The organism is Bacteroidota bacterium, from assembly GCA_018266755.1.
Lineage (GTDB): Bacteria > Bacteroidota > Ignavibacteria > Palsa-1295 > Palsa-1295 > JAFDZW01.
Window position 1 is genome coordinate 1296394 of sequence record JAFDZW010000005.1, and the last position, 19486, is coordinate 1315879.

General features: G+C 56.7%; 20 protein-coding genes and 1 tRNA gene. 9 read left to right on the plus strand and 12 right to left on the minus strand.

Annotated features, from left to right (window positions below; translation table 11 throughout):
• Positions 1–31: 31 nt before the first annotated feature.
• On the minus strand, positions 32–826 hold the full coding sequence (locus tag JSS75_10185; GenBank protein MBS1904063.1) for a hypothetical protein: 795 nt from the start codon (positions 824–826) through the stop codon (positions 32–34).
• A gap of 294 nt (positions 827–1120) precedes the next feature.
• On the opposite strand from JSS75_10185, the gene JSS75_10190 reads away from it, so the two are divergent.
• Together JSS75_10190 and JSS75_10195 are read left to right on the plus strand one after the other, a co-directional pair.
• Positions 1121–1516 (plus strand): endonuclease domain-containing protein, encoded by a 396-nt coding sequence (locus JSS75_10190; protein MBS1904064.1) that lies wholly within the window; start codon positions 1121–1123, stop codon positions 1514–1516.
• Positions 1517–1929: 413 nt separating this feature from the next.
• Positions 1930–3948, plus strand: coding sequence for a 2-oxoisovalerate dehydrogenase (locus JSS75_10195; protein MBS1904065.1), 2019 nt, complete (start codon positions 1930–1932; stop codon positions 3946–3948).
• Positions 3949–4041: 93 nt separating this feature from the next.
• On the opposite strand, the gene JSS75_10200 is transcribed toward JSS75_10195, so the two are convergent.
• From JSS75_10200 to JSS75_10215, 4 genes are all read right to left on the minus strand, one after another.
• Positions 4042–4650, minus strand: coding sequence for a bifunctional nuclease family protein (locus tag JSS75_10200; GenBank protein MBS1904066.1), 609 nt, complete (start codon positions 4648–4650; stop codon positions 4042–4044).
• 12 nt (positions 4651–4662) lie between these two features.
• Entirely contained in the window at positions 4663–4833 is a 171-nt protein-coding gene (locus tag JSS75_10205; GenBank protein MBS1904067.1) for a type II toxin-antitoxin system HicB family antitoxin, read from the minus strand.
• Positions 4834–4841: 8 nt separating this feature from the next.
• Positions 4842–5810 (minus strand): electron transfer flavoprotein subunit alpha/FixB family protein, encoded by a 969-nt coding sequence (locus tag JSS75_10210; protein ID MBS1904068.1) that lies wholly within the window; start codon positions 5808–5810, stop codon positions 4842–4844.
• A 68-nt stretch (positions 5811–5878) separates the two neighbouring features.
• Positions 5879–6631: an electron transfer flavoprotein subunit beta/FixA family protein gene (locus tag JSS75_10215; GenBank protein ID MBS1904069.1), complete on the minus strand. Its 753-nt coding sequence runs from the start codon at positions 6629–6631 to the stop codon at positions 5879–5881.
• A gap of 393 nt (positions 6632–7024) precedes the next feature.
• Here JSS75_10215 and tmk point away from each other — a divergent pair, with 393 nt between their 5' ends.
• Positions 7025–7666 (plus strand): dTMP kinase, encoded by a 642-nt coding sequence (gene tmk / locus JSS75_10220; GenBank protein MBS1904070.1) that lies wholly within the window; start codon positions 7025–7027, stop codon positions 7664–7666.
• Here the strand turns inward: tmk and JSS75_10225 are convergent.
• Complete coding sequence (locus JSS75_10225) at positions 7663–9360, minus strand: multicopper oxidase domain-containing protein (GenBank protein ID MBS1904071.1); 1698 nt, start codon at positions 9358–9360, stop codon at positions 7663–7665. The two genes, tmk and JSS75_10225, sit on opposite strands and share 4 nt — an antisense overlap.
• 269 nt (positions 9361–9629) lie before the next feature.
• On the opposite strand from JSS75_10225, the gene JSS75_10230 reads away from it, so the two are divergent.
• From JSS75_10230 to JSS75_10240, 3 genes are all read left to right on the plus strand, one after another.
• Complete coding sequence (locus JSS75_10230; protein ID MBS1904072.1) at positions 9630–10316, plus strand: ribulose-phosphate 3-epimerase; 687 nt, start codon at positions 9630–9632, stop codon at positions 10314–10316.
• 21 nt (positions 10317–10337) lie between these two features.
• A complete protein-coding gene (locus tag JSS75_10235) occupies positions 10338–10631 on the plus strand; it encodes a hypothetical protein (GenBank protein ID MBS1904073.1) in 294 nt (97 codons plus the stop codon).
• Between the two features lie 286 nt (positions 10632–10917).
• Positions 10918–11931 carry a tagatose 1,6-diphosphate aldolase gene (locus JSS75_10240; GenBank protein MBS1904074.1) on the plus strand — a complete coding sequence of 338 codons (1014 nt, stop codon included), beginning with the start codon at positions 10918–10920 and terminating at the stop codon, positions 11929–11931.
• An 82-nt stretch (positions 11932–12013) separates the two neighbouring features.
• Here the strand turns inward: JSS75_10240 and JSS75_10245 are convergent, their stop codons facing one another.
• Positions 12014–13288 (minus strand): T9SS type A sorting domain-containing protein, encoded by a 1275-nt coding sequence (locus JSS75_10245; protein MBS1904075.1) that lies wholly within the window; start codon positions 13286–13288, stop codon positions 12014–12016.
• Positions 13289–13414: 126 nt separating this feature from the next.
• Here JSS75_10245 and JSS75_10250 point away from each other — a divergent pair, with 126 nt between their 5' ends.
• The 3 genes from JSS75_10250 to JSS75_10260 are packed head-to-tail and all read left to right on the plus strand — an operon-like array spanning position 13415 to position 16510.
• Positions 13415–14200, plus strand: coding sequence for a sigma-70 family RNA polymerase sigma factor (locus JSS75_10250; protein ID MBS1904076.1), 786 nt, complete (start codon positions 13415–13417; stop codon positions 14198–14200).
• Complete coding sequence (locus JSS75_10255) at positions 14200–15765, plus strand: hypothetical protein (GenBank protein MBS1904077.1); 1566 nt, start codon at positions 14200–14202, stop codon at positions 15763–15765. Before JSS75_10250 ends, JSS75_10255 begins: the two co-directional genes overlap by 1 nt.
• A 4-nt stretch (positions 15766–15769) precedes the next feature.
• Entirely contained in the window at positions 15770–16510 is a 741-nt protein-coding gene (locus JSS75_10260) for a DUF2461 domain-containing protein (protein ID MBS1904078.1), read from the plus strand.
• 103 nt (positions 16511–16613) lie between these two features.
• Here the strand turns inward: JSS75_10260 and JSS75_10265 are convergent, their stop codons facing one another.
• From JSS75_10265 to JSS75_10285, 5 genes are all read right to left on the minus strand, one after another.
• A complete protein-coding gene (locus JSS75_10265; GenBank protein ID MBS1904079.1) occupies positions 16614–17036 on the minus strand; it encodes an ATP-binding protein in 423 nt (140 codons plus the stop codon).
• Positions 17033–17404, minus strand: coding sequence for a hypothetical protein (locus JSS75_10270; protein MBS1904080.1), 372 nt, complete (start codon positions 17402–17404; stop codon positions 17033–17035). The genes JSS75_10265 and JSS75_10270 overlap by 4 nt, the downstream gene beginning before the upstream one ends.
• Positions 17405–17642: 238 nt before the next feature.
• Entirely contained in the window at positions 17643–18143 is a 501-nt protein-coding gene (locus JSS75_10275) for an HRDC domain-containing protein (GenBank protein ID MBS1904081.1), read from the minus strand.
• A 366-nt stretch (positions 18144–18509) separates the two neighbouring features.
• Positions 18510–18584 (minus strand) — tRNA-Val (locus JSS75_10280).
• A gap of 51 nt (positions 18585–18635) precedes the next feature.
• Positions 18636–19340 carry a DUF4412 domain-containing protein gene (locus tag JSS75_10285; GenBank protein ID MBS1904082.1) on the minus strand — a complete coding sequence of 235 codons (705 nt, stop codon included), beginning with the start codon at positions 19338–19340 and terminating at the stop codon, positions 18636–18638.
• Positions 19341–19486: the final 146 nt, after the last annotated feature.

Consider the following 19486-nt stretch of genomic DNA (forward strand, 5'->3'; position numbering starts at 1 on the left):
TGACTTTCCACATACAAACGCGAATCACCGCTCACATCAGGGCAACCTCCTCTAACTCTTCTTCGAGCGCGTCCTCCGTCGCCGCCTCGTCGTACTCGTGTTCGTCATCGGTATGCAACTCGGCAAGATCGACCGACCCATCGATCGAGACGTAGCGCTCTGAGCGCACTGGGGTAGGTTCGATTCGTGTTGCTGTCCGCTTTGTCGATAACTCGTTCATTTCCTCTTCCGCCTCCATGCTGACGATCTTCGCCGCCATAACCGAAAGCTTGCCAAGCGTCCCGCGTTGAATGCGGCCCACCTCGCTCGGACTGCCATTCGCATGCGAGAAGATCACCACCGTCAGACGATGCTCTTCCGTCAGCCGTTGCAATGCAAAGAGCAATTCATCTTTATAGCGAGCGTGCATGCTGGTGAACTCCCACGAGTTGATCATGAGAATGTCGAACCCATGCCGCTCGATCATCGCTTCGATGGCTGTGATCTCCCTGCAGAGCTTCCCGCCGATACACGGATAGACAACGACGTCGTTTTTGGTGGGCTGCTCGCCGATGCGCTCCGGGTCAACTTCACGAGCCCATGCGAGCGCGCGTCGGCTGGTGCAGCCCGCCGTCACGACAAGCGCCTTGGCGAACTGCCCGCTGCCGAGCAGCGCAAGCGACCGCCGATACGCTTCGCGTGTATCACGGCGGATATCCGGCCCGCAAATCACAGTGATCTCGCCATAGCAAATGTTGAACCGCTCCTCGATCATCTCGCTAACGCCACGAAAGACCGGGTCGACGGCATCGTACATGCCGCTGCTGATTCTGGAGGTGTGTTCCATAGTTGTTAGTGGTTTGTGTTAAGTAATTGGTTGATAGTGCCTATTGTTGCACTTGCCAATGTAAGCAGTGGATCGGGTGGTTTGCAAGGTGCCCATCGGGAAAATTGTGAGAATTAATATTGCGGGCACCTGTGAGTGAGGCACAAAAGTATGAGCAGAGAGTTTATGGAATGCAGAGGCAAACCGAGCACATGGTGCCCGTCACCAAAGCCCCTCCACTTTGTGGAGGGGTTGGGGAGGTGAGTCCTGGACTGCCACCAACATCAACGAAACATCACCCAACATCCATTAGCCATGACATCACATGACGAACAACCCTTCCACTACCCATCCCAGACACGAAGCTATCGACGGGAGTTACGGAAGAATGCCACTCACGCCGAACGCGAGCTGTGGCAGGGTCTGCGCAACCGCAACTGCGGAGGGTATAAATTCCGCCGACAGCATGGGCTCGGTCCGTTCATCGTCGATTTCTACTGCCCGGAATTCCGACTCGCCGTGGAGGTGGATGGCTCAGTCCACGATAGCCCTGAACGACAGCGATATGATGTGGATCGAACTCGGTACCTTGCCCGCGAAGGGGTAACGGTAATCCGCTTCACAAACGCAGAGGTGTTATCGAGTGTCGATCAGTGTATGCGCAGTATCTTAGGGACAATCGCTGAACTCGAGGGGCGGGGAGAACCGTAGGGTGGGTGGGCCGGGTGCTGTCCCGGACTCACCTCCCCCGGCCCCTCCACTGCTGTGGAGGGGAGTCTCGCACCAAACGCTTGCCACGATTGTTTTCTGTGGCTCATTCCAGATCTCGAACTCGCATGGCGACGAAAACGAAACAGGGTGTAACTACAACAATGGCAACGGCTTCGACCAATGGCTCCAACGCTCATGCGGCTTCGGACCTGCCGCCCGCTTCGTATCATTCCCCCATCACTTCACACGACCTCGAACAAGAATACGCCTTCCCGATCGTGCCGCCTTCGCTTGCACCCATCCCCGGTGGCGCAACGCTCAAAGGCCCGCATACCGATAAGTCGCAGACGCTCGAAGGTACGTTCGCGCAATCGGGCATCGACAAAGAAACGCTCAAGGAGTGGTATCGCTTGATGGACCTCGGCCGCACCTGCGATGACGCCGCGGCGAACTACCTCAAGAAAGCTATGGGCTGGAGCTATCATGCTCCGTGTGCCGGACACGAGGGTATCCAGACCGCCATCGGTGTGAGCTTCCGTCCGAAGAAAGATTATCTCTTCCCATACTACCGCGATCTGATGACGTGCCTCGCCGCAGGCATCACCGTCGAAGAGTTCGTGCTCAACGGACTTTCGAAAGAGAACGACATCGCCGGCGGAGGCCGCCACATGTCGAATCACTTCGCAAAGTTCGAGATCGGCATTCAGAATGTGTCGTCACTGACGAACAATCATTCGCAGCACGTTACCGGTTGCGCTCGCGCGATCAAGTACTACGGTCTTGACAGCGTCGCGATCTTCTCGGCAGGCGAATCTGGTTGCTCGGAAGGATATTTCTACGAAGCCGTCAATGGCGCATCGAAAGAGCAAGTCCCGGCGATTTTCGTCATTCAGAATAACAAGTACGGCATCAGCGTGCCGGTGTTCGACCAAACGGCGAACGCGCGCGTTGCCGATAACTTCCGTGGCTTTGCGAATCTGCTGATCACCTACTGCGACGGCACCGACGTACTCGATTCATTCCGCGCAATGCAGGAAGCATACGAGTGGACGCGCAGTGGGATGGGTCCGGCGCTTGTGCATGCCGATTGCGTGCGCATGCGTTCGCATTCGAACTCCGATCGTCATACGCTCTACCGCTCACCCGAAGAGATCGCCAATGCCGCTAAGCGCGACCCGATCGTTCGTTTCCGCAACTGGCTGCTCGAGCAGGGCGTCGTTACCCAAGCAGAGATCGATGAGTTGCACGAGCGCAACGCCGCCGAGTTCGAAGCAGGCTCGACCAAGGCGGAGGCCGCTGCACCGGCCGATCCGTCGAGCGTCGAGCAGTTCGTCGTCGCCGCAGATACGATCGTTCGTCCCGACCCGTACACGTTTCAGGCAAGCGACGTCAATACAAATTTCTATCCGTTCGAGCGCCCCAAGGCGAAAGACGAAGGCTTCCAATTCATCGACGCGATCAACCACACGCTGAAGGAGGAATTTCGACTCAACCCGAACACCTTCCTCTGGGGACAGGACATCGCCAACAAAGAGAAGGGCGGCATCTTCAACGTGTCGAAAGGTATGCAGCAGGAGTTCGGCGTGAAGCGCGTCTTTAATGCACCGATCGCCGAAGACTTCATCGTTGGTACCGCCGATGGTTTCTGCCGCGTCGATCAGGAGAATATCTGGGTCGTCGTCGAAGGCGCGGAGTTTGCCGATTACTTCTGGCCTGCGATGGAAGCGTTCATCGAAACGACGCACGAGTACTGGCGCACGAAAGGTCAGTACTGCCCGAACATCGTGATCCGCCTCGCTTCCGGCGGTTACATCCAGGGCGGACTCTATCACTCGCAGAATCTCGAAGCGACGTTCACATCCATCCCGGGTGTTCGCATCGTGCAGCCGTCATTCGCTGACGATGCACAGGGTCTGCTTCGCACGGCGATGCGTACGCGCGGCTTCACGCTCTATCTCGAACCGAAGGCGCTCTACAACGCTCCGTTTGCTCGCAGCTTCCCGCTTGCAGCGAACGAGCTCGTTCCGTTCGGCAAGGCGCGTCTGCGCCGCGCCGGCAATACGCTTTCCATTATCACCTACGGCAACACGACGCATCTCTCGCTCCAAGCAGCCGAGACACTGGCGGCCGAAGGCATCGAGTGTGACGTCCTCGATCTGCGCTCGCTCTATCCGCTTGACAAGGATGCCATCTTCGCAACCGTCGCGAAGACGGGCCGTGCGCTTATCGTGCACGAGGATAAGGTCACAGGTGGTTTCGGCGGCGAGCTTGCAGCGCTGATCACGGAGAATGTCTTCAACCGTCTCGACGCCCCGGTGATGCGCGTCGGCTCGCTCTTCACGCCCGTCGGCTTCGCCAAGAGCTACGAAGAAGTGACGCTCCCGACGGCAGCGAAGATCTCGGATGCGGCACGGAAGCTGGCAGCCTATTAACTGGGATAGTGGGATTGATGGGATTAGTGGGATGAGAGCTTTTGTCCCACTTTCTCGGCACGAGCGAAGGTAGTTACAACGGCGAATCAGTCCTTAGTTCACCCCGCCGCCTGCTTTCATCTTGTTGAGTTCGTCGCGGAGGCTGGCGGCCTTTTCGTAATCTTCGTTTCGGATCGCAGAGTCGAGCGCTTCTTGGAGTTCTTCAAGCTTCGTGAGCTTGCGTGCCGGGGCCGGGAGTTTGGCTTCGGAGCGGACTTCGGTCGGCTCGCCACCGCCTTCGTCGATCGTTTCCTGATCGTCTTCTTCAGGGATGAACCCGGCTTCTTTCATCACATCTTCTGCGACATAGACCGGTGCACCGTAGCGGATAGCGACGGCGATGGCATCGCTCGGCCGGGCGTCGATCTCTTGATCGTCAGCGAGTTTGAGCGTCGCGAAGAAGACACCGTCCTTGAGTTCGCTGATCGATGCTTCGATGACGGTGGAGGACAACGCTTCGAGAATGCTCTTGACGAGATCGTGGGTTAGCGGTCGCGGCGGCTGGATGCCTTCCATTTCAAGGGCGATCGCTTGCGCTTCGAAGCCGCCGATGATGATCGGGATGCGGCGATCGCCGTCGGTCTCTTTGAGGACGAGCGCATACGCTCCGTTCGATGACGGACTCGTCGAAATTCCGAGGATCTCAACCTGCACTCGTTCCACGTTACTGTAAGACTAAGCTAGCTCTAGCTCCCGACGCGCCTCGATGGTCTCTTGGATCGCAAGCTGAATGTTCGACTCCGCTTCTTCCAACGTCTTTCCCTGACTGAAGCAGCCGGGGATGGAAGGACATTCGGCGATGAACATCCCGTCCTCATCTTGAAAGAAAGTGACGTCGAACTTCATGAAGCGATCTAGTGACTCTTGATCTTGCTCACCGCCTCGGTCAAGGCCGGTAACACTTCGAACGCATCGCCGACGATCCCGTAATCCGCTACGGCGAAGATCGGGGCGTTGGCGTCCTTGTTAATTGCAACAATCGTTTTGGAGCTTGACATTCCCGCAAGATGCTGAATTGCCCCGCTCACGCCGACCGCGACATAGAGCGACGGCGAGACCGTCTTGCCCGTCTGTCCGACCTGCTCGCTATGCGGTCTCCAACCGGCATCCACCACCGCGCGTGAGGCGCCTGTGGCAGCGTGCATGGAGGTGGCCAAGCCTTCGATCAGTCCCCAATGCTCGGGGCCCTTCATGCCACGGCCGCCGGTAACGATGATGTCGGCTTCGGCAACATCGAGCTTGCCCTGCGAGAGTGCGAGCTCCTTGGTGCGGTCTGCGAAATCCATATCGGTGAGCGAGCCCGTCGCCGCTTCGATGCTTGCGACAGCCGATGCATCCTTCGGCGCAGCCCAGAGGTTCGGGCGCGTCGAGAAGACCTTCACTGGTGTGGTGACTTCGACCTGCACGTTCGCTTTGCCGGCATAGACCGGATGCGTCGCGTGGATCGAGCCACCGTTCGCTGCGAATGCCGTCACGTCCGGCACATAGCCGGCGCCGAGTCGCACCGCAACGCGCGGGGCGATATCTTTGCCGCGACCCGTTGCCGGGACGATCACGACCTCTGCGCCGCTCGACTTCGCCACTTCGGCGACAGCCTTCGCAGCAGCCTTCGATGAGTACTCGGAGAACCACGCATGGTCCACCGTAAAGATCTTCGAAACGCCGGAGGTCTTCACCGCATCGCTCAGAGCAGCCGAAGTGTTCGACCCGACGATGACCGCATTGATCATGCTGGCGCCAAGCGCCTTCGCAGCAGACACCGCTTCGAGCGATGGCTTGCGAACCTGTCCGTTACGCTCTTCGAAATAAACGAGAATATTCATACGATTCTATTTCCTAAAATTCTTTCGTCCGATCGTCATTCTGAGTGAAGCGAAGAATGACTGGTGAATTAGATGACCTTCGCTTCTTCGTGCAGCAAGCGTGCAAGCTCCGACGCAGCGCCGGCGGCGTTGCCATCGGCTTGCAGGATCTTTCCGACGCGCTTCTTCTCCGGCTTGTCCATCTTCACGACTGCGGTGCGGGCAGCCGGTGCGGTAGCGGCAACCTCCTGAATGGGCTTCTGCTTGGCCTTCATGATGTTCGGTAGCGACGGATAGCGCGGCTCGTTGAGGCCTTTCTGTGCGGCGACGATACACGGCATCGCGAGCTCGATCTTTTCCTTGCCGCCTTCGACTTCCTTCTCGACCGTGGCTTTGCCGCCGTCGATCGCAAGCGACACGACGACGGTTGCGGCCGGAAGGTCCATCAACTCTGCGAGCATCGGAGCGATCTCCATGCCGTCGAAGTCGATCGACTGCTTACCGAGAAGAATGATGTCGGCGTTCACGGTCTTCAGAGTATCGGCCAGCAGCGACGCGACGGAAAACGCATCGCTCTTGTCAGCTTTGATCAGAATGCCTTTGTCGGCGCCCATGGCGAGTGCCTGGCGCATGCCCTCTTTTGAACTTTCGGCACCGACGCTGACGACGGTCACTTCGCCGCCGTTCTTTTCTTTGAGGCGGAGCGCTTCTTCGACCGCAAATTCGTCGTAGGGGTTAAGAATGAACTTGACTCCGGCGGGATCGATATTCTTGCCATCGCCTGCCACGTTGACTTTCGTCGTTGTATCCGGTACGTGGCTGACGCATACGAAAATATTCATAGTATAATGAACTTAGCTATTTGAGTACAATCTTGGGACGACGTAAACACCGCACAGGAGGGCAAAATTTCAACTGTCTGAGAGACATATTTTGCATTACCTTGTCTGGTCCGTAGGGGCGAGGCATGCCTCGCCCGAAATCTTGGGGGCGTGCGAAACACGGGCGACGCGTGCGTCGCCCCTACGATGAGTGGGGATCCCGTAGTGTCATTGCGAGGAAGGGCGAAGCCCGACGAAGCAATCTAAGAGATTGCGTACAACCGAATCATTCTAGATTGCTTCGTCACCCGCTTCGCGGGTTCCTCGCAATGCCACAGGCAGCATCGATTCGTCAATTCAACGGACCGGCGGTTTCTTCTTCATAATTTTGCACTACTCACATCTCTCGATTTCATGCTGATTACGTTCGAAGGTATCGATGGTTGCGGGAAGACCACCCAGGCAGCACTCTTGGCAGAACAACTGAGAAACGATGGGATCGAAGTCCTGCATTTGCGAGAGCCCGGTGGGACGGAGCTTTCCGAACAGGTTCGGACATTGTTATTGAATAAAGACTACACCCACCCGCTTGCATCCGAGGCCGAGCTATTACTCTTTGCCGCAAGCCGCGCGCAGTTGATCCATGAAGTCATCAAGCCCGCACTGGCGCGAGATGCCGTCGTGATCCTCGACCGTTTCACCGATTCGACGATCGCGTACCAAGGCTTTGGCCGTGGGATCCCGCTTGGGTTCATCGAGCACGTCAACCGCCTTGCGACCGCTGATATCGAACCGGACCTCACGTTCTTGTTGGATATTCCGCTTGCCGTCGCATCGGACCGTCGTGCCTCCTCAGGCAAGGACCGCATCGAGAACGAGACCGAGTCGTTTTATAACCACGTGATCCAGGGTTACATGTATGTGGCGCAGCATCATACTGAGCGCGTGAATGTCATCGACGGCACCGATTCGGTCGAGAACATCCGACATAACATCTGGCGATTAGTACAGGAAGAGCGCAACTACGACATCACGCACGCCCATCACGTCAACTAACGAAGCACAACGAGTTTCGCGACGTGTGCACCGCAGCGGATGATGTAGTCGCCGTTTGCGAGATCGGCCACTGCGATTACTACTTGTGATGCGCCGGTGCTAACCCGCGCCGAGCGAATCACTCGTCCTCTGAGATCACAGAGTTCGACCCATTCGGATTCCCGCTCATTCGGCAGGCTGATTGTTACGTCGGACATCGCAGGGTTGGGTGACAACTCGATTCCACCCGTTTCCTTACTATCTTCACGCACGGCGCCCGCATTATCCACCATGAAGTTCGCCATCATGCCGTGATCCTCGTGTTCGAGGTTGTGGCAATGGACGAGATATGTGCCCCAGTAATCCGCGAACTTCACCAGCACATCCACCGCTTCACCGGGCCGCACCAACACCGTATCCTTCCATCCCTGATCGCTTGGCATCAACTCTCCGCCCGTACGCGAGACGATCTGAAACTGCGTGCCGTGCACATGCATCGGATGAAACTCCGTGGTGAAGGTATTTGAGAATGTCCACCGTGCGAGGGTATTGTACGGGGTCACATGATCGATGCGGTCCATCGCGTATGCTTTCCCGTTGATCGTATGATCCATCCCATCGACTCCGAGCTCCCATGTGAACTGCTCTACCGCATCGGTAGCCACATACGGAGTGATGCTCGATAGTGTAGAAGGGAGAGACGATTTCGAGTCGCCCGTCTTCGTCACATCGAAACGGATGATATCGAACTCGGCGCCTTGCGGGAGCGGTGCATATTGCGGACCATCGTGAAAAAACGGCAGACTCTTGAGCTTCACAGCACTGCCGTTTGCCAACTTTGAAAAGTCAGCCACGATCTCAACTCGCTCGCCTGGTGCAAGGAAACAGGTTTGCGTAGCAATGGGGGAGGCGAGTAATCCGCCGTCCGAGGCGGTGACCCGAAACGTGGAGTTGTCGTCGAACGCGAGTTGATAGATACGCGCGTTCGATGCGTTGAGAATTCGAAACCGGTAGAGTGTTGGAGCAACTTCGAGGAATGGACTTGGCGTACCGTTAACGCAGATGGTCTCGCCGACATAGCCGGTGCGGTGATCGTCGTCGGTTGGTGAATACACCAGTTGGTTATTCGAATCGATCCTTCTGTCGGAAATGGCAAGCGGAATGTCATATTCGCCTCGCGGCAGCGGCAGCGCGCCTTCTTCGTCGTCGTCAACGATGAAAAGTCCTGCCAGTCCGCGATAGACCTGTTCGGCGGTAATCATGTCCGTATGGGCATGATAGAAGTATGTACCTGCCCGGTTGACAACTGGGAACGTGACCGTCGCAGAAGCGCCTGCGTGGATCGGTTGCGAAGGCTGACCGTCCATTATACTGGGCACGTGCTGACCATGCCAGTGCAACACGACATCGGTTGTGAGATTATTGATGATATTCGCCGAGAACGTATCGCCTTTCTTCACTCTGATCGTCGGCGCCGGAAATTCAGCGTTGATCGAAAGAATGGCGGTCTCCGCGCCGGTGAGCATCTGCACGGAGGTAGTCGATATTGCGAGATTCCCGCCGGGGATCTCCTTCGGGATGCGCAGCGGATTGCCGGATCCTGCCGGTCGCGAGCGGGCAAGCAACGATTGGGCGACGACGCCTGTGCGCAGTGCGCCTTGGGCGGCGATGGCAGCGGCAGTGCGCGCAAGGAAGGTGCGGCGTGTGAGTGACATAGCGATAGAATCAACCAATTCGCAGATGCGTAGTTCCGCCAGATGGCATGCGAACCGATCAGTGTCATTGCGAGGAATCCGCGAAGCGGACGACGAAGCAATCTGGAATATGTCGGCCATCCACGATTTCAGATTGCTTCGTCGGGCTGAAGCCCTTCCTCGCAATGACACAGGGAATATGCGAGCATGTAGCAGATGACCGCACGTCAGGTACGATCTGTCGTATTTTGCGGGAAGCAATTTCGCCGCCCGCAGTGTTGAATTTGTCAATGCATCGTACCCCAGCCATCATCGCACCATCGCTTCTGTCAGCGAATTTTGTTCGACTTGAAGAAGACATCCGCATGCTCGAAGCGGCAGGAGCCGACTGGCTGCATCTCGATGTCATGGACGGCCATTTCGTCCCGAACATCACCATCGGTCCGCCCGTCATTGCCGCGATCCGCAAGGTCACGAAGCTGACGCTCGATTGTCATTTGATGATCACCGACCCGGACCGCTACATCCCCGATTTTGCAAAGGCCGGCGCCGACATCATTAGTGTCCACGCCGAAGCCTGCACCCATTTGCATCGGACGGTGCAACTGATTAAGTCGCTTGGCAAGAAGGCGGGCGTGGTGCTCAATCCCGCGACGTCGCTCTCGGCCGTGAAGGAGATCCTTCCCGATGTCGATCTGGTGCTGCTGATGAGCGTGAACCCCGGGTTCGGCGGTCAGGAGTTCATCCCCTCGCTCTATCGCCGTGCGACGACGCTGCGCCAATGGATTGCCGCGCAGAACCTGAATGTCATCATCGAAGCTGACGGGGGCATCAAGCTCGACAACATCGCCGAGGTGTACGGTTCGGGCGTGGATGCCATTGTCAGCGGAAGTGGTATATTTGCTTCAACCGACCGTGCGGCGATGATCGCTTCGATGCGCGATGCCTGCCGTTTGGCCGACAGTGTAACTGTTTGACGATTTAGTACCCGCAGTGTTATGATCGCGCGAGCGCTTTCATGCAACTGGATCCAGATCGAAGTCACCGACGACGTCTGGCAGCAGTGCCTATCCACACATCCCGACCTCGTGCTCGAAGACGTGCTCGACACGATCACGACGCCCGACGACATCTTCGGCGACGGCAACGGCAAGATCTTCGTGAACCGCCACATGCCGGACGGTCGCTGGCTCATCGTCGCGTACCGCGAAGGCGGTGGCGAGCATGGCAGTTTCGAGGACGCGTTCTTCTCGCACAAACCGCGCACGTCGGAGATGCGGGTGCAGCTCTGAAGCCTGGCTATCAGCGCCCACTCTTCAACATTGTCATTGCGAGGACTGCGCGGCACTACCCTTAAGGCCTTCCACGGCTCTGAGTGCAGTCCGTGGCAATCTAAGAACGTTCGGTTATACGACCCTTCGTAGATTGCTTCGTCGCCGCATTGCGGCTTCCTCGCAATGACAATCTAACGTGGGCTCCGATTTGCCTGCCCTTAGGGGAACAAACTCCCCCATTCCTACGATACAATACCTCTTCACACCACCCAATTCAACGCAAACGCGATCTAATCGTATTTCTATGGCAAAGAAGCAATTATCAAAAGGGAAATTCAACGGTATCAATGCATGTGCCAACGCTCGCGGAGTAATTAACGCTGCCGCAATGGATCAGCGCGGATCGCTCAAGAAGTCGATCGGCAAGGCCATGGGACACGATGCGACGAACGAGGACCTAACCAACTTTAAGATCTCCGTCACCAAGATCCTGACGCCCTACGCTTCTGCCATCCTGATGGACCCCGAGTACGGCCTGCCGACACTCGAGCACCGCGCACCCGGCACCGGCGTCCTGCTCGCCTATGAGAAGACGGGCTACGATGCCAATACGAAAGGCCGCTTGCCCGATCTACTCGACACTTGGAGTGTCCGTCGCCTTGTCGAGGCCGGCGCGAATGCGATCAAGATTCTGCTCTATTACAATCCGTTCGATACCGCAGCGATCAACGCCCGCAAGCATGCGTTCATCGAGCGCATCGGTGCCGAGTGCACTGCGCTCGATGTGCCGTTCTTCCTCGAACCGCTCGCGTATGACGATGCGATGGACGAGAAGGGCTTCGAATTTGCAAAAGTCAAGCCGAAGTATGTCGAAGCATATATGAAAGAATTCTCGAAGGATCGTTATGGCGTTGACATTCTGAAAGTCGAAGTGCCCGTGAATATGAAGTATGTCAGCGGCACGAAGGCATACAACGGCAGCGAGGAAGCCTACACGCGCGACGAGGCAAAGAAGCTCTTCAAGCAGGCAAGCGACGCGGCGACCAAGCCGTTTATCTATCTCTCGGCCGGTGTATCCGACGATGTCTTCCGCGAGACGATCGAGCTCGCCGGCGAAAGCGGCGCGAACTTCTCGGGCGTGCTTTGCGGCCGCGCGACGTGGCAGGACGGCGTGCCGATCTTCGGCGCACAAGGCAAAGACGCACTCGAAGCATGGCTCCTCGATCGCGGCGTTGCGAACATCAAGTCGCTCAACGAAGTCATCGATAAATACGCGAAGCCCTGGACGACGGTGTACGGCGAAGTAGAGGCCATATAACTGAGATGTATGAGATGTGCGGGACGCATGGGATGATCCCTGAGCCCGATGAGAAGACCCGCCCAATGGCGGGTCTTTTCGTTTAGTGCTGGATCTGTACGAGTTGAGAGCCGTGCATACCAGAAGTCGTCACGCCAACGATATACATACCGCTCGCTAGATCTCGAGTCTCGATCGTTACCGACGGTTCAGATGTCGCGATAGACCGAACGACATTTCCGCGAAGATCATACAGCACCACGCGTGCCGGTGCGGGGAGCGTAAGGTGCAATGCGTTCGAAGCAGGGTTGGGGGTGCAGGTGAACGAGGCATTGGGTCGATCACCGATCAGCACCGTGCCCTGGTCTTCCATTCTGATCCGCCAGGTCTGAGACCACCGGCTCTGACCTTCGGAGTTTAGGCCAGCGACTCGCCAGTAAACAACCGGGACATGAATTGGAAACGTGAACGTCGTGACGGGAGTAACAGAAGTATCATCAAACATCACAGATGCAAAGCTTGAATCGGTGGCTATCTGTATGTGGTAGGAAGTGATCGACCACATCGAGTCCCATCGGAAGTCCACAGGACCAGTCACCATCAATAGTGAGTCGCTCGTCGGATACCGAGGGTTCGGTCTGAACCGAAGCGCAGAGACTGCAGACGATGGCAGAAATGAGGCGATGGAATTGATCTGAGCGTATCCGCTGCTGTTTGGACCGCTGCCGATGACAAGACTACTTACTATGTTCAGCGAAGAATCTAACCGCGTGCTATGGAAATCTGAATGGTAGTCCAGATGCACATTCGGCGATGCCCAGTGATTGAACGTAACGGTATTCTGGGCCAGATCGAATGTGATGTTCACAAGTCCCGAGTCGGCAGTATTGATAACGTTGCCGCTTGAAGCATCAGAGTAGTTGTACGTTTCGTGTGCAAATGGAACTGACTGAATGACAGACGTTGACAATCGTCCGGCAAGAAGCCGCGACTGGATGTCAAACCGTGCTCGGAAGAGGCAGAGAAAATCTTCAGAGATCATTTTGCCCTGCCCAAGCTCGTGCTGACCAAAAAAACTGTTGCTACAACTCCAGAGAGACAACAGCGAGGGCATCGATCGGAAGCCCCGTACCTCGACCTCTACCGGTCCGGCCATCCCCCTGCCGGAACGTGGAATAGTGCACACGAGAACACTATCACTCCAGGCCAACAACGATATTCCAACACTATCGACCCAAACCGTACCAACCTCTGATCCAAACTTTCCAAAGACGTGCAGTTGCTCCGTTGTCTCATCCACCACCATCGAATCAATCCGCGGAACCTGCGCGGACGCATTCGCCGCGATCAAAAGGAGCACTAGGGCAAGATACTTCATCATCCTAATATATACCCTCAACCTCCCATTCGGAGCAACAATTCTTCCGTGGGCACGGGGTTTTGCCCCAAGGGCAAATACTTGTTTTCCCAATCCCAAAAACTCCGTGACTTTCTTCTCGTAAATTTGTTGTTTACGGACGATTACACCTTCGCCGCGTTGAAGAAAGCCGTCAAGAAACCGACACCAGGCCCCAAATCGCCGAAGCCGACGCCTGCTGCGCCGCCTGAGGCACCGGCGGCCGCACCTGCCGCGCGCAGGCATTCGGTGCTGGAGGAAAAGGCCGAACAGGCGGTCGAGAAGGTAAAGGAAACCTCCGAGCGGCAACTCGAAGATAAAATGCTCGTGCGCCGCGCCCGCAGCGGCGACCAGCGCGCCTACGCCGAGCTCGTCAAGCGGCACCGCCGAGGCATCGAGCGGCTCATCCGCCCGATCTGCCGAAACTCCTCGAGCGACGAGATCGAAGATCTCGTACAGGAAGCCTTGACAAAAGCGCTCACCCATCTCGATTCCTATTCGGAAGAATACGCGTTCAGCACGTGGCTCTATCGCATCGCGACGAACCACGCCATCGATCATTTGCGGCGTCGCCGCCTCTCGATGTTCTCCATCTCGTCGATGCCCGGAGGCGGCGATTCGAAGATGAGCGACGACGAAGGCAAAGACCTCGAGCTCGCCGACGAATCGTGGGTGCCGGACGATGTGCTGCTCGCCTCCGAGCGCACCAAGCTCATCGAAGAAGCGATCGAGCAACTGCCCGAGAATTACAAGCGCATCATCAAGCTGCGTCATAACGACGACCTCGAATACGACGAGATCGCACGCAAACTGAATTTGCCGATGGGTACGGTCAAAGTCCATCTCCATCGCGCTCGTGCTGCGCTCGGCAAGCTCCTCGAAGGAAAGATCTGATGCTCGGCGGATTCCGAATCGAAGAACGCAGGGCGATCCGGATCCTGATTGTGATTGCCGTCATCTCTCGTCTCGCACTCGCATTCCGACCCGAGTGGCGTATCTTCACGAGACCCTATAGCGAGGACTCCTTCTATATCTTTTCGGTCAGCGAACACCTCGCTCACGGCGACGGCATCACCGTTGACGGCGTACATCCGACCAACGGCATCCAGCCGCTCATCGCATTTCTCTATGTTCCGTTCTTTTGGATCGCCGGTGCGAACAAGCTACTGGCGCTGAGGCTCTGCTTCATTGTTGTCGCGCTCTGCGACGGCTTCTCGGTGCTTGTTCTGGCAAAATTATTGCGACGCCTCGTTCGCGGCTCGCCGGACGAGGATCGTATCGTCTGGCTTCGCCCGCATATTGCAGCGCCCGCATTATGGGCTTTGCTCTATCCGATTCTCGTGCATACGGCTGTCGGTCTTGAGACGGGCGTGTATTCAAGCTTGCTGATCGCAAGCACCTACTGCTATGCCACACTGCGCAAAGAAGGGGCGACACCGTCTCTCATGCAATGGATCGGCTTCGGAACACTACTTGGCCTGACGGTGCTTGCGCGCATCGATGCGGTGTTCATCGTGATCGCCTTCTGTCTTGTAGAACTCATCCACTATGGCGTCGCCGGGATCAAGAGTGCCGCAGTGTTTGGCGCAACGGCGTTCGTCGTATCACTGCCGTGGTGGGCGTATAACTATTTCGTCTTCGGACACCTGATGCCGCAGAGCGGAATGTCGGAATCGATCGCCGGCCTGTTTGCAGAGAACCTGCGTCGGGGCGCGATCGTCATCGGTGACATCTTGACGGTGTTTCTGTTCCTTCCGAACTACAAACTCCCCGCATGGTTTCATTTTGTATGGATGTTCGCCCTGCTTGCCCTCGTCGTGCTTCTTGCCCGCAAGTTCGGCGCCGTCTCCTTTCTTCGTCGAACCTACGATCTGCGTCCGCTCGCGCCGCTTGCGATCCTGAGCGCGGTGCTGATCGTGTACTACGTCTTTTTCTTTTCGGCTCCGCATTTCCTGCCGCGCTACTTCCAGCCGTTTCGCATCTTATGGCTCATACTGTTTGCTGCGTCGGTGCCACTGCTCGTCCAGTTCGTTCGTCGCTCACTCTCGGTTCGACGAACACTGACGCGAACGTTGCTCTGGGTTGCCGGGCTTGGCGCCGCGGGGTTCGGAGCGTCGCTGTACGGGTATTCTTTTTTCGTACCACATCCAAGCGAATTCTACCTGGCCGGTCAGTGGGCGAAGGCCCATCCGAACGCGCTGATCGGCATGGAGCAATCCGGCACGGCCGGCTTCATCGCGCCGAACGTGGTGAACCTCGACGGCAAGGTGGATTTCGGCGCACTGAAGGCGAAGATGCGCGGCGACATCGGATCGTACGTGATCGAACGGAAACTCGAGTATGTTGGAGACTGGCGAGAGATCATCGACCCGATCGTTGCCTCGGCAAATCGGGACGGTGCGTTGTTCATCCCGTCGGATACGCTCGGCAAAATCTACTACTATAAGCGGCAACAATAGGTATATGGCACTGAAGAAAACACCGAAGAACATTACGCTCGAACTCCCGCCGCCGCCCGAACCGTTCGACGGCTTTACGAGCAAGACGTTTTCCTTCCTGCACGGCCTGAAGAAAAACAACAACAAGGACTGGTTCGAAGCGCATCGCGCCGACTACGAACAGGAGCTTCGCGAACCGTGCAAACAGTTCGTAACAGTGATGGCGGCGCATCTGGCCGAAACGGATTTCCCGCTCATTGCCGATCAGCGCCGCTCGCTCTTTCGCATCAACCGCGACATTCGCTTTTCGAAGGATAAGTCGCCGTACAAAACCCATATCGGCATCGTCTTTCCGCTTGCGGGTCTCGGCGAAGAAGAATGGGCCGGAATGTATATGAGCTTCGAGCCGAAAGGCCGCAATGAAATCACTTCATACGTCGGCGGCGGTGCGTACCAACCCTCGGCTCCATTCCTGAAAGCGATTCGCGGACGCATCGCAACGGACTATGCGCGGTTTTCGTCGATCAACAATTCGAAGGCGTTCAGAAAGGAATTTCCGGAAGGCATTACCGGCGAATCACTCATCCGCATGCCGAAGGGGTACGACGAAGATCACCCTGCAGCGAAGTATCTCAAGCTCAAAGAATTTCTCTATGGATCGGACCTCACGATTGACGACCTCAAGAGCCCGAAGCTGCCGCAGATCGTGATCAAAAAAATCGCTGCCGCAATGCCGATGCTGACGTTTCTTGCGGGGAAGGACTGACCCTTTCTGTCCTTGAGACGACTGACTGTAACCCAATATTTCAGCCATCCCGGATTCCTCCCGTTCGGTCGGAATGACGTTGTGTTGGATGTACGAGAGAGCTCTACCCTCTGCGGAAGACCACGTTTACGGTCGTGCCGTTGTCCGAAAAATCGAAGCGGACGTCGTCGGCAAGTGTCTTGATCAGGTAGACGCCGCGACCATTCGGGATAAAGAGGTTTTGCCCTTGTGTCGGATCGGGTAACGCCGATGGGTCGAAGCCCGAACCGTTATCGGTTACTTTCAAGCTGACCGATTCCGTCGTCACCATCACTTCGATATCGACCGACGCCTGCGGCCGTTCGCTCGATCCGTGACGGATCGCATTGGTTACCGCTTCGCTCAGTGCAAGCATGATATCGAAGCGACGCGCCTCCGCGATACCGACCAACGACAGATGCTCTTCGGCCCAGCCATAGACGCGCTGAAGCTCCTCCAGCGTCGCCGGGATCCGAAGATGGTCCTGATACAGTATCTGCGATGTCATACGTTCGCGGATCGCTCCAGCATCCAATGCTTGAGGGTGGCAAGGTCTTCGACCAATCCGCCGAATGTCGGCTGCGCAGCCGTCAGGCCGAGATCGATCGCAAATTGCCCTTCTGCTCGTTCCAGAAGCGTCCTGATTGTTTGTACGGAATCTGCAAGCGACTGTTGCATGCGCTCAAATCCTTGTACTGCAGAACCTTCGCGTTTGAGGATCGCCATCAGTCTCGATGCAAACGCGGCATGAAAGGTAAGGTCGTAGAGCATCGTCGGCTCTGTATCGCCCAGCGCAGCGAGCAGCCGCCGCAATTCCTCGGGCCGGCGCAGCCGAGGAGCCTCGGCAAAAAACTCAGTGACCTCGGTCGCATTCATTTCGTATTCTTTCGGTAACGACGACCTAACGTGCGAACGCTATTTTTGCATCCGGAACACGCATCGGTCTTCATTCGACACACGCAACTCTCACCGTCACAGCGATCCGGTCCCGACTCCGGATCCCAGCGATGACAAGAAGGACAACGATCGAGATGACATCCCGGACCGGCACTTGGCGTCGGTCCGGGATGTACTCGAGCAATGTATCGACGTTCGCGTTGTCCGTGTCCGATTCTTAGGCAGCGGTGCTTGAACCGGCCGCAGAGATCAGGCCCAGCAATTGATTCGAATACTTATCGAAGAGCTCCGGCGTCATGTCGGTCACCAGCGACTTCAACGTGTCGATCGTTGCCGGCGGCGTCTTGACCATATCTTCGAGCTGCTTATTGTTGAAGAGCACGTACGGTTTGATCTTTTCGTCGCGCGCGATCTGATTGCGCCACTTGCGGATATTCTCGTACATCCCCATGAGCTCTTGCGGTACATCCGGCGGCGTATCGACCTTGACCGGCGTGGGTTTCGGTTCGGGCGCGCTGCGGCGCATCCCGGCCTGCATCGGCCGCTCGGGGCGGCGATGATCTTCTTCGTATGCTATGAGCAGGTTCCAATATCCGAGTGCAGGGTCGCCGGTATACGATGCTTCCCAGTGGTGGACTCGTTTGTTGACCAGAAATGAATTGACTTCCGTTTCGCTCGATGCATCGGTGATGCGGAAGGTCTTGATCTGAAGTGCCATACGTCCCTCGAATTGAGTGTTGATTGAATTGGTCTCGGGTATGCGAGAATGTTCGCATCTCCTGTTCTCACAAGCGCCTGCATTAGTGCACCTGTGCCAGATTGGAACACCACCCATGCCATGCATGAATCCCCGAATATCGTGCCACCCGAAGCCCCACCAAACCCACCCGTCATTCTGAACACATTCGCTCTGCTCAGTGTAAACTCCGCGAAGAATCCCTTTCGCGAAGCCGCAGTCTCTCCAATCCAGTAGGACGGACTCTCAGTCCGTCCCCTTTCGCACGCCACCAGACTCCCGTATCGCCCCGACCTTCCAAAACGCACAAAGCCCGCCATGTGGCGGGCTTTGATCAACGATGTAGTGTGGGCATTACAGGGTTCGAACCTGTGACCTCTCGCGTGTGAAGCGAACGCTCTAGACCAGCTGAGCTAAATGCCCGAAAAACGCACCGGGTAAACGGCCTCGGTCGCTACCCGGTTCCGAACGCTCTTAGTGGCCCATTCCTGGGCGGCCCGACATATCCGGCATTGGCTGGATGGTGACATCCGCCGGCACGGTGACGTCTTTATCGTCGACCGACTTCTTTTCGTACTTCACGAACTCGACCGTCGCCATGACCTGGCCGTCTTTCGTCATATTCACCTGCACGGGGGCGTATCCTTTGTCGGTCAGTTCCTTGAATGCGCCTTCAGCTCCTGCGCCTTGGTTAGAACGCATACCGCCGAGGTTGCGGCCCATCGACTTCGAGATCGACGACATGATATCCTTCGGGAAGTCCTTCGTCATCCACATGTCCATCTGGCCGTCTTTGATGTTCATTATAAACTCGTCGCAGGCATAGCCGTTGATCGTTTTGGATTTCCCGGTTGAGCTCGGGTGTACTACCTCTTTCGGTTCAGCCGATGCAGCAGCTTCCTTGGCCTTGTTGAGATCAACCTCATAGCCCATCTTGCCGCCCATAACCATCACGGTCTTCATCTTCTGGAGATCGGTGTAGGTATGCATCTCGCCGCCCATCGGGGTCTGCATCGACGTGGCCGATTTATCGCCCTTCATATAGATTGTCATCGGAATCGGATTCCCGCCGAGCTGCGGGATCGTCATCTGCATCGTCATCGTGCCCTCGAAGCTTTGTGCGAACGCACCGACTGCCATCGCGCAGAGCGCAACGACCACCAACAAGAAACGTTTCATACCCATTATCGTAGGTCAAGTGTTAATGAACTTGACTAACCCGAAGCGTCACAAAGGGGTTTCAGGCACGAAGACCCCACCCGTCATTCTGAGCGAAGCGAAGAATCCCTCCAGCGGAGCCACAGCATGTCCAAGACCGGTGGCAC

Bases quoted from the DNA above. Each gene is read 5' to 3' on its own strand.
- JSS75_10185 (MBS1904063.1), bottom strand. From the start codon at position 826: ATGGAACACACCTCCAGAATCAGCAGCGGCATGTACGATGCCGTCGAC.
- JSS75_10190 (MBS1904064.1), top strand. From the start codon at position 1,121: ATGACATCACATGACGAACAACCCTTCCACTACCCATCCCAGACACGA.
- JSS75_10195 (MBS1904065.1), top strand. From the start codon at position 1,930: ATGGACCTCGGCCGCACCTGCGATGACGCCGCGGCGAACTACCTCAAG.
- JSS75_10205 (MBS1904067.1), bottom strand. From the start codon at position 4,833: ATGAAGTTCGACGTCACTTTCTTTCAAGATGAGGACGGGATGTTCATC.
- JSS75_10210 (MBS1904068.1), bottom strand. From the start codon at position 5,810: ATGAATATTCTCGTTTATTTCGAAGAGCGTAACGGACAGGTTCGCAAG.
- JSS75_10215 (MBS1904069.1), bottom strand. From the start codon at position 6,631: ATGAATATTTTCGTATGCGTCAGCCACGTACCGGATACAACGACGAAA.
- tmk (MBS1904070.1), top strand. From the start codon at position 7,025: ATGCTGATTACGTTCGAAGGTATCGATGGTTGCGGGAAGACCACCCAG.
- JSS75_10225 (MBS1904071.1), bottom strand. From the start codon at position 9,360: ATGTCACTCACACGCCGCACCTTCCTTGCGCGCACTGCCGCTGCCATC.
- JSS75_10230 (MBS1904072.1), top strand. From the start codon at position 9,630: ATGCATCGTACCCCAGCCATCATCGCACCATCGCTTCTGTCAGCGAAT.
- JSS75_10235 (MBS1904073.1), top strand. From the start codon at position 10,338: ATGATCGCGCGAGCGCTTTCATGCAACTGGATCCAGATCGAAGTCACC.
- JSS75_10240 (MBS1904074.1), top strand. From the start codon at position 10,918: ATGGCAAAGAAGCAATTATCAAAAGGGAAATTCAACGGTATCAATGCA.
- JSS75_10245 (MBS1904075.1), bottom strand. From the start codon at position 13,288: ATGAAGTATCTTGCCCTAGTGCTCCTTTTGATCGCGGCGAATGCGTCC.
- JSS75_10255 (MBS1904077.1), top strand. From the start codon at position 14,200: ATGCTCGGCGGATTCCGAATCGAAGAACGCAGGGCGATCCGGATCCTG.
- JSS75_10260 (MBS1904078.1), top strand. From the start codon at position 15,770: ATGGCACTGAAGAAAACACCGAAGAACATTACGCTCGAACTCCCGCCG.
- JSS75_10265 (MBS1904079.1), bottom strand. From the start codon at position 17,036: ATGACATCGCAGATACTGTATCAGGACCATCTTCGGATCCCGGCGACG.
- JSS75_10270 (MBS1904080.1), bottom strand. From the start codon at position 17,404: ATGAATGCGACCGAGGTCACTGAGTTTTTTGCCGAGGCTCCTCGGCTG.
- JSS75_10275 (MBS1904081.1), bottom strand. From the start codon at position 18,143: ATGGCACTTCAGATCAAGACCTTCCGCATCACCGATGCATCGAGCGAA.
- JSS75_10285 (MBS1904082.1), bottom strand. From the start codon at position 19,340: ATGAAACGTTTCTTGTTGGTGGTCGTTGCGCTCTGCGCGATGGCAGTC.